Below are 10,495 nucleotides of genomic sequence, written 5' to 3'. Positions count from 1 at the left end.
ACTGTTCACATGCCGGTGTAGGTGAAGGCGGCCCAGTGGGCGGGGCCGGTGTGGGGCTGGGCCTTCTGCCACAAGCGGCGGTGCAGTGCGGGCATCCCCGGCCTCGTCACCTCCGGGATGTCCGGGAAGCGTTGCGCCTTGTCGCCGTTCGTGCTGTCGCGCACCCAGATCTGCGCCCGACGCAGCGCCTGGGCGGGCTGCAGTCCCTCCTGGCGCCAGTTCTGGTAGAAGCAGGCCACGAGGAGGGTGGTGGTGATGTCGGGTACGCGCCACAGGCTGCCGACCACCCCCGCCGCACCGGCCTCGCTCAGACCGGCCGGCAGTCCGACGGCCTGCCGCCACAGCGCCACCACCTCGTCGAGCGCGAGTCCTTCCGGGTCGGTGTCCGTCACCAGACGGGAGAACAGCAGACGGGCCAGTCCGTCCAGGGCAGCGGTGCGCGCCTGCGGGGAGACGCGGTCGGCTTCGTAGGGCACCAGCTCCAGGACGCGCCGCCATGCCTCCTCGGCATGTGCCCGTTCGGTCCCGCCACCGCCGCCCTCGAAGGCAGCGGTGGCGGCGAGGGCGATCTCCCAGGTGTCGGTGACTCCCACGGGGTGCCCCCGGATTTCCCCGAAGGTCTCGGCCACGCCGACGACACGGCAGCGGTACAGCAGCCGCGCGTGGAAGGAGAAGACGTCGGCGGTCTGCCGGTCCTGGGCGTCGGCCGCCCGCTCCTCCCGCTCCCGCAGCAGGTCCATGCTCGCGTCGCCGGTCAACTCGCCGTGTCGGCGGATCAGTTGCGCCACCTCGTCGAGGGTGTCCGCGCCGATGAGGGCGGCGAGCCGGTCGGCCGGGCCGTGCTCCGTCATCGTCCTGGGGTCCTCCTGACCTCTAGTGTGTCGGCGGGTTCGGGGGCTCGGTACCGGTGAACGTCGGACTCGTCCCGTCGAGTCCACGCAGGAGGTACGCCGTGATCCTGCGTCCCGTGACGCGCTCCTCGGCGGGATTGGCCGGCAGTGGCCAGCGCAACTGGGCGTACAGCGCGCCCCGGTGCAGGTCGAAGGAGGCTTCCAGCAGGTCGGCGAAGACCTCGGCCCTGGCGGGAACCCATACGAACGCCGCGGAGAGGGCGACGACGAGCCCGGCGGGCAGGGCCCACGGCGTCCACGGGGTGAAGGCCAGGAAGAGCAGTCCCCACACACAGGCGCCGACTGAGGTGTCCAAGGACCGGCGGGCGGCGGTCAGTTCTGCCCGTGCGATGTCTGGGAGCAGCAGCCACAGACAGGGCCAGACCACCACCGCGTCCAGACCGTACTTGTCGATGGGGCGGGTCTCGGCGGCCCGCAGGACGTTGCCGACCCGCGTGGGCAGCATGCGCGGCCCGGTCGGCAGGCGCCGCAGGCGTTTGTCGACGGACGCGTGGCGTTCCCGCTGTTCGCGTGTCGCGCTGCCGTCGTGGACCGCCCCGGCGAGGGCCTGGAACTCGTCCCCCGCAGCGCGCGCCCCGCGCGACGCTCGCTGGACCAGCCGTCGGCGGACCGGCCGCAGCGGCGCGGGCCAATAGCCCTCCAGCAGGGCGAGGACGGGCCCCGTCAGCCGGTCGACGACGACTCCGGAGGCGCCGACGGCGCAGAGCAGGGCGAGCAGCACCACCGCCTGCCCACCGGCGGGTTGCCGTCCGAGCCAGTGTGCGGGTGCCTCCCACGCGTGGGGCCCGCCTCGGGCGAGTGTCCAGGCGAGCAGCCCGCCCAGCCAGAACACCAGGGCCGGCAACGCGACCGCGGCCCATCGCTCGGCGAGCTTGCCGCCCACCCCCGACCAGAACGCCCCCATGCTCAGTGCGCCTTCAACTCGCCACCAGCCTGACTCCCGGATGATCGGGACACCCGGGAATCTCCTGCCCTACCGACGTGCGCCACCACGCGTAGGCGCCGTCCTCGGGACAGAGGTACCGCTGGGCGTCCACGGGATCGCCGCCGTGCGGATTGGCCAGCGGGGAATATCCCCTCTTGTCCCCCGAGCGCACCGCTCTGTGCTGAAGGTCCGGAGGCAGATGCCGCTCGTCCTCCAGCACGGACGCCGCCCATGCGAGCGTCGCCGGCGATTCGCCGAGCAGTTCCAGGACGGCCTCGTCGACGTCCACGCCGTCCCGTGCACGGTCGAGCAGCGCGACGATCCGCTGGTCGAACCGCGACGCGTCCTCTCCGACCAGGCCCGGAAGATATGGCCGGATGGCCCGTGCCACGTCGAGGACTACGTCATCCATCCTTGCCCCCCGCTCTCCTCGTGATGCCTTCGTCGACAGGCTGCCAGAGGGGCACCGGCATGTCGTACCGAACACGACAATGCCGCCGGATCGGGTGGGACCGCCGGCTTGCCACCCGCTTCGCATCAGCGGCCGGATCGTGGGCGACGAACTGCTGCAGCTCCTGTGGTCCGGCTGCCCTGCGAAATACCGGCGGGCCGGCCCTTGTTGCCGCAGCATGACGACGAATGCGCCGCGGCCCGGGGTGCTGCGATACACCGCCTTCTCCAGCGTCCCCGACGGCGGAAACCCCGCCGGCGTTGTTCTGGACGCCACAGCCCTGGACGACAGCGACATGCTGGCCATCGCCGCCGACCTCGGATACTCGGAGTCCGCGTTCCTGACCGCGCCCCCGGAGGGCCTCGGCGGCCAGGAGGGGCGGGCGTACAGCATCCGCTACTTCAGCCCCAAGGCGGAGGTGCCGTTCTGCGGGCACGCCACCATCGCGACCGCCGTCGCGCTCGCCGAGCGGACGGGCCCAGGGAAGCTGGTGTTCGCGACGCGCGTCGGCACCGTGCCGGTGGAGGTGGCCGAGGAGGGCGGGACGGTCAGGGCCACACTCACCAGTGTCGAGCCGCACATCGCGGAGATCGCCGACGCCGACCTCACGGAGGCGCTCGCCGCGCTCGGCTGGCCGGCCGCCGATCTCGACCCGGGCTTCCCGCCCCGGGTCGCGTTCGCCGGCGCCCGCCATCTCGTTCTCGCGGCTGCGACGCGCGAGCGTCTCGCGGATCTCGCGTACGACTTCGCGCGCCTCGAAGCCCTGATGCACCGGTTGGACCTGACCACGCTCCAGCTGGTGTGGCGGGAGTCGGCCACCGTCTTCCACGTCCGTGACCCGTTCCCCGTCGGCGGCGTCGTCGAGGACCCGGCGACCGGCGCCGCGGCCGCCGCGTTCGGGGCGTACGCCCGTGAACTCGGCCTGGTCCCCGAGGACGCCGTCCTCACCCTGCACCAGGGCGAGGACCTGGGCCGCCCTGGCGAGCTCACGGTCACGCTGCGCACGGGTGACCCGCGCGTCCGTGTCAGCGGCACAGGAACGCGCATCAGCTGAGAGCCCGCGTAGGTAAGCAGGCGCTCAGGGGCGTCGCTCCGAGTGGTCGTCCCAGCCGTGGGTGGCCCAGGCCCTTCGGATCAAGCTGCGGCCGCTGATGACCGTGTCGGCGAAGTCAAGAAGGCGTTGACGACGCTCGCGCGGCGCTCGTGGCAGCGGGTGAGGCGGTGGCACACGTTCTGCCAGGCGTGCGAGCGCTCGACATGCCGCTGCCGGCTCGCCTGGATCTGCGCCTTCATGCCCTTGTACGCGAGGCGACCGCGCTGGTTGCGGGCGGTGAGTTCGGTGCGGCGTCCTGTCCGAGTCGTAGCCGGCGTCCAAGTGCACAGTGATGTCGTCGGGCAGCGACCCGAGGTCGTCCAGCAGGTCCAGGGTGGGTGCGAGCAGCGGCGATTCGTGGTGGTTCGCGCCGCCAGGACCGTATGCGGCGACCGTACCGCGCGCACGCGGCGCCGGTGGAGGGTTTCGTAACGCGGTTGCCTGGTGGGTCGTCCGTGCGATCCCGCATGACGGCACGGGCGCCATGCTCACACCATGACTGACACCCCCCACCACAACGCCACGGAGCCGCAGCGCGGCTCCGAGCCGTCCGACGTTCCCGCAGGCGCCACCCGCAGGTCCGTCATAGCCACCCTGGGCGGCGCCACCCTCGGCGTGGCCGCCCTGGGTGTCGCCGCCACGCAGGCGACCGCCGCCGAGCCCCGATCCGCCGCCACCCGGCCCCGGCCCGCCGCCCCGCCGGCCGTCGCCTGCGTCCTCACGCCCGAGCAGACCGAGGGGCCGTACTACCTGGACCTGGAGACGGTCCGCAAGAACATCACCGAGGGCAAGGCCGGCGTCCCGCTGACCCTCCGCGTGACGGTGGTCGACGCAGCGACCTGCGCCCCGCTGCCCCAGACGGCGGTCGACATCTGGCACTGCGACGCGCTCGGGGTCTACTCCGGTTATGTCGCCGGAGGTTCCACCCCGGACACCACCTTCCTGCGCGGCGTGCAGCTGACCGACTCCGCCGGTGTCGCGGAGTTCACCACGATCTACCCCGGCTGGTACGTCGGCCGGGCCCTCCACATCCACGTCAAGACGCATGAGGGAGGCACCGTGTCCAGCGGGACCTACCACGGCGGTCACGTGTCCCACACGGGGCAGCTCTACTTCCCGGAGGCGTACAACACCAGGGTCGCCGCTCTGTCCCCATACCGGAACAACACGGCCACCCGCACGCTCAACGCGCGTGACGGCATCTACCGCAACGGCGGCTCCTCGACCCTGCTGACCCTCGCCCAGACAGGCAGTGACCTCGGCAAGGGCGTGACCGCAACCGTCGTACTCGGCATCGATCCCGCCGCCACACCCTGACGTACCCGGATGCCTGCGGTGGCCGGCCCCGCAACGGTGTCGGCCACACGCGCGTGCCGACGGCCGCTCCGCTCCTGCCGAAGCCGACCGGCGCGGTCTTCGTGGAGACACATGGCTGAAGGCGATCGTTTCGCCCCGGGGCGGTGCGGCGAGGAATCGGGGATGAGCCGGAGTCGAACATGTGAAGTGTGCGGCGCAGCGCTGATCGTGAGGCGGCACGGGGGCCGGCCGGCTCGATACTGTTCCAACGCCTGCCGGCAGCGGGCGCTGCGGCGACGGGCGGCTTCGAACCTCACGGCGCCGGTCCCGACGGCCGGTGGGAGTGGCCTGCCGCCGGCGCTCGACTCCTTCGTCGGCCGGCAGCATGAACTGTCGTGCCTGCGCACCCTGCTGAGGAGTTCGCGCCTCCTCACGCTGACCGGTGCGGGCGGGGTGGGCAAGACCCGCCTGGCGCTGGAGTTCGCCAAGGGACTACCGAAGCGCTTCGCGCGAGTCGACCTCCTGGAACTCGCCTCCCTCCAGGACGGTGCGCTGCTGACGCAGTCCCTGGCCGCCGCGCTGGGGATGGGCGAACGAGCGGGCCGGACCGGCGTCGACGTTCTGGTCAGGGCGATCGGTGGCACCTGTCGGGTGCTGATTCTGGACAACTGCGAGCATCTGGCCGAGCCGTGCGCCCGGCTGGCGGCGACCCTGCTGGGCCGCTGCCCCGGCCTGCGGATCCTGGCCACCAGCCGGGAGGCCTTGAGGGTCCCCGGAGAGACCGTGTTCCGGGTCGGCGAGCTGTCCCTGCCACCGGCCGACGCCGGAGACGATGTGACCGCCCTCCTGCAGTCCGATGCCGTACGGCTCTTCGTGGACCGCGCCGCGAGCAACTCCCCGGGGTTCACGCTCCATCGAGGCAACGGCCATCAGGTGGCCGAGATCTGTCGGCGCCTGGACGGTCTGACGCTCGCCGTCGAGCTCGCGGCCCGTCACGTCGGTGCCTTCTCGCTGAGCGACATCCTGGCAGGGCTGGACGACCAGTTCTCCCAGCTGGACCTGCTGTCCGGGGGAAGCAGAACCGGACCTCCACGCCACAGCGGGCTCGCCGCAGCGGTCGACTGGAGCCTTCGGTTGCTGGACCCGGCCGAGCAGGCGGTCTTCCGGCGTCTTTCGGTCCTCGTCGGCGGGTTCGACGTGGCCGCCGCACAGACGGTCTGCGCCGGTGACGGCATAGGCCGGCGGCAGGTCTTCCGCATCCTGTGCGCCCTGGAGGCGAAGTCACTCGTCGTACGTCTGCCGGGGGAGACGGCGCCCACACGCTTCAGGCAGTTGAGTGCCATCCGTGTCTGCGCCCTGGACCGTCTGCGCGTATCCGGCGAGCTGCACGCCACCCTGCGCCGGGCCCTCGCGTGGCTGACCGAGCTGGCCGACCGGGGCCTCGGGGACGTGTTCGCCGACCAGGCCGGCAGCCCGCTGGCGGCGGAACGGGACAATCTCGCCTCGCTGCTGGCCTGCAGCGCCGGCCACGGCGACGCCGTACGGGCGCGGCTGACACTGGAGCTGGCGCGTGTGCACTACCAGCAGGAGCAGCCGTCGGCCGCCCGTGCGCTGCTCACCGGACTGCTGCGGGAGCCCGGCGACCTGGCGCTGGCTGGGCAGGTGGCAGCGCTCGCCGCACGTGTGGCCTGCCAGCAGGCCGATCTCGATGAGGCGCTGCGCCTGGGTGAGCAGGCGGTGCGGAGCGAACGGATGCGCCGTGACGCCGCCGGACTGGCCAACGCCCTGGACGCCCGGGCGGCGGCGCGGCTGTGCCGTGGCGAGTTCGCCGAGGCCGTGGCGGATCTACGGGAGTGCCTGGAGGTCGTCGCTTCCCCTGGCAGGTCGCAGGACGCCGCCTGGTGCACCCATCACCTGGCCTGGGCGTTGCTCCAGGCCGGCGCGGAGCTGGAGGCCGACGAGCTGATGACACGGTGTCTGCCCGTTCTGCGGGAACAAGCGCCGTGGCCTCGGACCGCGGCCGCGCTGCACACCGCGGGGGCCGTACGGCTGGCCTTGGGGCAACTGCGCAGCGCGGAGAGCTTGTTCGCCGAGGTATTGCGGATCGTTCCGGGGGCCAGTTTCCACGCCCTCTACCCTGTGGAGGGCCTCGCGCTCGTGGCCGCGGAGAGCGGCGACATGCAGCGTGCGCTGCGGCTGTACGAGGCGAGCGTGCAGGCGCGGCGCCGTCTGGACACCGAGCCCGAGGCTCCCTGGCGGCACAGGATGGAACAAGCGGCGGCGCGTGCCCGGACACGGCTGTCGGCAGCGGCGCGGGAGGCTGCCGTCGCAGGTGCCCGCGGGTTGTGTGGAGAGCGGCTGGTCGCGTACGCGCTCGGGGCAGGGAGCGGCGACCACCGAACGAGGCGTGATGTGCGGGCCGGCGCCGGGCGGTTGCAGCTGACCGCAAGGGAGTCCGCGGTGGCCGAACTCGTCGCCGAAGGGATGACCAACCGACAGATCGCGGACCAGCTCGGCCTTTCGATCCATACGGTCGCCACGCACCTGGACAAGATCCGCGACAAGCTCGGCCTGCGCTCCCGCACGCAGATCGCCCTGTGGGCAGTCGCACGGACCGAGGGTGGGTACGCAGCCCGGCGGTGAGCACCGGGCCTGGCCAAGGCGTTGCCGGTGCGCACCGCTGTGAGGAACCGGCGCCGGCCGAGTGGGCCGTCCCGGTCCCGGGGCATAATGCGCCCATGGATCACGCGACCGCGCGGCAGTTCGTCGACTCCTGGGTGACGGCGTGGAACGCGCACCGACTGGACGCCGTGCTGTCGCACTACGCCGAGGACGTTTTGTTCCGGTCTCCAGTGGCCGCGCAACTGCTCGGTGGTGACGGGGTCATCCGTGGCAAGGACGCACTGCGCGCCTACTGGACGGAGGGCCTGCGGCGTATTCCTGACCTGCGGTTCGAGGTACTGGGCAGCTACGTCGGCGTGAACTGCCTGGTCATCAACTACCGCAACCAGAAGGGCGGCCTGGTCAACGAGGTGCTGATCTTCGACGGCCCGCTGGTTGTCGAGGGATACGGCACCTACCTTGGCGAGGACACCAACCCGGCCGGAGCCCGCTGACCTGGGGTGAAACCCTCCTTGAGCAGGCGCGCACCGGACGATTTCCACGTCGATGCCGGGCCGTGCGGCATACGTGGTATCGAGGCTGGGGCCGGCATCCGATGGGTCCGTTGCAGGGCGGGGCCACGGGCTGTTTCTGGAGCGGGCGGGCGGTCACCTTCGCCCGGACGGCCAGCACGTAGCCGATTTTGCGGTCGGAGAGCGCGGACCGCAGGTGTGCATTGGTGCCGTAGGCGGCGCCGGCCACGACGACCGGCGGCCTCATGCCCCGGTCGGCCGGCGTCGAGCGATAGCTCATCGAGCCCGCGGGGACGGCCGCACCGCGGCTGACTTGGTGGGTGCGCCGCCGCCGGATGGTCTCAAGGAGGGGCCGGGTCAGCAGCGCTTCGAGAGCCCTGTGCCGGGTGGACGCCGGCATGGTCCTCTCCCTGTCCCACGAACACTGTTTGACTCAATGCTCCGTGGGGCGGGGGCCGTTCGGCGGTGCCAACAGTTGCCCGCGGTGGGCCGGACGGGATTGGCGTGGCCAGGGGGTAAGTGCCGGCCGAGGCCGGCGCGTTCGTGCCGGAGCCGTTCGCGTTCGGCGACGACGGGCTTCCACGCGGAGCCGCAGCTCGCTGCCGGCCCGCGGCGAGGCCTTCGCTGCCGTCGTCGCCACCGTGTTGATCCCGAAGGGCAGATGGTGCCGGCAGATCCGCTCCGCCAGTTCGGGAGCGCCGAGTTCGTGGCACGGTGGGCTGAGGAGACGGGTGCGTCCTGCGCACGCCGGCGCCGAGCGCCGTGCCCCTGGATCCGACGCTCTCGCTCGAGCTGCGGCGCAGGTGGGAAACGGGTCAGCCGAACTGGAGAAGGCCGGCTTCGACGACGGCGCGGCCGAAGGGGCGCGCGAGTTCGGCGAGACGCTCGCAGTCGGCGTCACCCAGGGCGGCGTAGGCGGGAAGGGCCAGGCGGTCGGTGCGGTCCTCGATGTGCCGGCGCAGCCGTACCCCCTCCGGGCTGAGGGCATCGCCGTCGAGGAGACCCCGCTTGCGCAGGTGTTCCTCGGTCCCGGCCCACTCCTCGTCGGGCCAAGCGCGGCTCGCCTTGAGGAAGTCGACGGGAATCTCACCGGTGGCGGCGTGCAGAACCAGCGCCTCCAGGCCTCCGACGCCCTCGCTCAGCAGGCACGCGACATGGCCGTCCCCACGGAACTCCCGGAGCAGCGTCTGCGCGTGCCACAGCTGCAGCACCGGCTCCTCCGGCCAGGGGAGTGCGGCATGGGCGGCGAACAGCGGACGGCCCTGCGCTTGTGCGCAGGCCGCCTCGGCGGCCCGGCGGGTCAGAGCCAGCACCTCTTCCAAGGCGGGCAGTTCGTGGATTCCCGCCCGCCGCAGGGCTTCGCCAGCCGCGGCGTACCGCGCGTCCAGCACCTGCTGCGGCGTCGCCGCGTCCCAGGCCCCGTCGACCGCCTCCCGTACGAAAGCGGGGTTGAAGTTGTAGAAGGTCGAGATGACCAGCTCGGCGGATGCTCTGCCGAAAGCGGCGCTCCGGGAGGCGAAGTACCCGGTGCGTCCGCTCAGTCCGAGGTCCGCGTATCGTCGCCTTCCCTCGGGGACGAAGTAGATCATGGCGTGTACGGGTTCGAGGCGGCGCCAGGCCGCGCGCGCTGTCTTCACGGGTCACCTCTTCGGAGAGTCGACGAACGGGGTATTCACTTGGGGCTCAGGACTCGCGGCGCTGAACTGGTACCGGGCCGGCCGCCCCGACGGCGCCTGTAGTGGGAGCATTCGCGCTGATCCTGGTCGGTGCGCAGGGTGGTGGCCAGAGCGCCGGGGTGAGGGGTCGAGACAACGGTCAGGGTGCGTAGTCGGCCGAGGTGGGCGTGAGCGGTCCACCAGGCCACCGCGCCTGCCCAGTCATGGCCGACCAGGTCGAACGCCGCCCAGCCCAGTTTCTCGGTGATCGCGACCACGTCGTCGACGAGGAGGCCGATGCGATAGTCCTCGGGCCGCTGGGGGCGGGCGCCCGGCGAGTACCCACGCTGGTTCGGTGCGACCACCCGGTAGCCGTGCGCGGCCGGCGCCACGATCTGCCGTTGCCACACCAGCCCCGTCTGCGGGAAGCCGTGCAGCAGCAGCACCGGGCGACCCATGGGCGGAGCCGACACCAGCGCGTCGAACACGCCCGCGACGGTGGAGATGCTCAGCGCGGTCACCCCCGGCCTCCTCATACCGACTGGTCGGTAGCCTTCAGGTGGCAGGGCGGGGTGTCAAGAGTGCGAGCGCGTGGCGTGCGTCTATGTGAACTTGACGTCGGATTCAACTATGCCGGACAGGGGTGCAGCCGGCCTGTTCGAGGTGGCCTGAACTCGGCATACCAGCCAGGTAACAGGGACGACCGCGAGAGAGAGGCAGGCGGCATTGTCGATCGACGAGAACATGCTCGTGCTGCTCGGCGATCTACGGGCCGCCGGCCGTCCAGTTGCGCTGGTGTCCAACACCGGCGCATTTACGCGATCGCCTGTGAACGCCTCGGTCTCGATCCCGAGGAAGCAGTCATGATCGACGATCTGCAGCAGAACCTCGACGGAGCGGCCAGGATCGGAATCGGGGGCGTACTGCACACCAGTGCCGCCGGCACCCGCCGCCAACTTGGCGAGCGCTTCGGAATCACCGCCTGACCGTGTAGGAGGCACCGCCCGTGGCGCCCCTCTCGCGCCTTCGC

At 71.7% G+C, this 10,495-nt stretch carries 11 protein-coding genes and 1 pseudogene; 5 read left to right on the top strand and 7 right to left on the bottom strand.

Annotated elements, in window-relative coordinates:
• Positions 1–5: 5 nt before the first annotated feature.
• Genes ABZ624_RS24755 through ABZ624_RS24745 form a run of 3 tightly spaced genes read right to left on the bottom strand, consistent with a single transcriptional unit; the run spans position 6 to position 2,248 of the window.
• Positions 6–851 (bottom strand): CHAT domain-containing protein, encoded by an 846-nt coding sequence (locus ABZ624_RS24755; RefSeq protein ID WP_360092859.1) that lies wholly within the window; start codon positions 849–851, stop codon positions 6–8.
• 22 nt (positions 852–873) lie between these two features.
• On the bottom strand, positions 874–1,815 hold the full coding sequence (locus ABZ624_RS24750; RefSeq protein ID WP_360092856.1) for a hypothetical protein: 942 nt from the start codon (positions 1,813–1,815) through the stop codon (positions 874–876).
• Between the two features lie 13 nt (positions 1,816–1,828).
• A complete protein-coding gene (locus tag ABZ624_RS24745) occupies positions 1,829–2,248 on the bottom strand; it encodes a hypothetical protein (protein ID WP_360092853.1) in 420 nt (139 codons plus the stop codon).
• A gap of 217 nt (positions 2,249–2,465) precedes the next feature.
• Between ABZ624_RS24745 and ABZ624_RS24740 the strand changes: the two genes are divergently transcribed.
• Positions 2,466–3,341, top strand: a complete 876-nt coding sequence (locus ABZ624_RS24740) for a PhzF family phenazine biosynthesis isomerase (protein WP_360092850.1) — start codon at positions 2,466–2,468, stop codon at positions 3,339–3,341.
• Positions 3,342–3,365: 24 nt separating this feature from the next.
• Here ABZ624_RS24740 and ABZ624_RS24735 read toward each other — a convergent pair.
• A pseudogene (locus ABZ624_RS24735) lies at positions 3,366–3,752 on the bottom strand (IS5/IS1182 family transposase); the annotation flags it as partial.
• A gap of 123 nt (positions 3,753–3,875) precedes the next feature.
• Here ABZ624_RS24735 and ABZ624_RS24730 point away from each other — a divergent pair.
• The 3 genes from ABZ624_RS24730 to ABZ624_RS24720 all read left to right on the top strand — a co-directional run bounded on the left by ABZ624_RS24730 (position 3,876) and on the right by ABZ624_RS24720 (position 7,792).
• Positions 3,876–4,697, top strand: a complete 822-nt coding sequence (locus ABZ624_RS24730; RefSeq protein WP_360092847.1) for an intradiol ring-cleavage dioxygenase — start codon at positions 3,876–3,878, stop codon at positions 4,695–4,697.
• Positions 4,698–4,904: 207 nt separating this feature from the next.
• Complete coding sequence (locus ABZ624_RS24725) at positions 4,905–7,319, top strand: LuxR C-terminal-related transcriptional regulator (protein ID WP_360092845.1); 2,415 nt, start codon at positions 4,905–4,907, stop codon at positions 7,317–7,319.
• Between the two features lie 95 nt (positions 7,320–7,414).
• On the top strand, positions 7,415–7,792 hold the full coding sequence (locus ABZ624_RS24720) for a nuclear transport factor 2 family protein (protein ID WP_360092842.1): 378 nt from the start codon (positions 7,415–7,417) through the stop codon (positions 7,790–7,792).
• Here ABZ624_RS24720 and ABZ624_RS24715 read toward each other — a convergent pair.
• The 3 genes from ABZ624_RS24715 to ABZ624_RS24705 form a co-directional block, all read right to left on the bottom strand.
• A complete protein-coding gene (locus tag ABZ624_RS24715; protein ID WP_360092955.1) occupies positions 7,701–8,090 on the bottom strand; it encodes a transposase in 390 nt (129 codons plus the stop codon). The two genes, ABZ624_RS24720 and ABZ624_RS24715, sit on opposite strands and share 92 nt — an antisense overlap.
• Before the next feature lie 535 nt (positions 8,091–8,625).
• Positions 8,626–9,447 (bottom strand): hypothetical protein, encoded by an 822-nt coding sequence (locus tag ABZ624_RS24710; RefSeq protein WP_360092839.1) that lies wholly within the window; start codon positions 9,445–9,447, stop codon positions 8,626–8,628.
• 35 nt (positions 9,448–9,482) lie between these two features.
• Positions 9,483–9,986, bottom strand: coding sequence for an alpha/beta fold hydrolase (locus ABZ624_RS24705; RefSeq protein ID WP_360092836.1), 504 nt, complete (start codon positions 9,984–9,986; stop codon positions 9,483–9,485).
• Between the two features lie 342 nt (positions 9,987–10,328).
• On the opposite strand from ABZ624_RS24705, the gene ABZ624_RS24700 reads away from it, so the two are divergent.
• Positions 10,329–10,451: a hypothetical protein gene (locus ABZ624_RS24700; RefSeq protein ID WP_360092833.1), complete on the top strand. Its 123-nt coding sequence runs from the start codon at positions 10,329–10,331 to the stop codon at positions 10,449–10,451.
• Positions 10,452–10,495 lie beyond the last annotated feature (44 nt).

This window comes from Streptomyces sp. NPDC007205, from assembly GCF_040634095.1.
In the GTDB taxonomy this organism is placed as follows: Bacteria; Actinomycetota; Actinomycetes; order Streptomycetales; family Streptomycetaceae; genus Streptomyces.
Note: the sequence above shows the minus strand (reverse complement) of the source record. Positions and strands in the feature narration are given on the sequence as shown.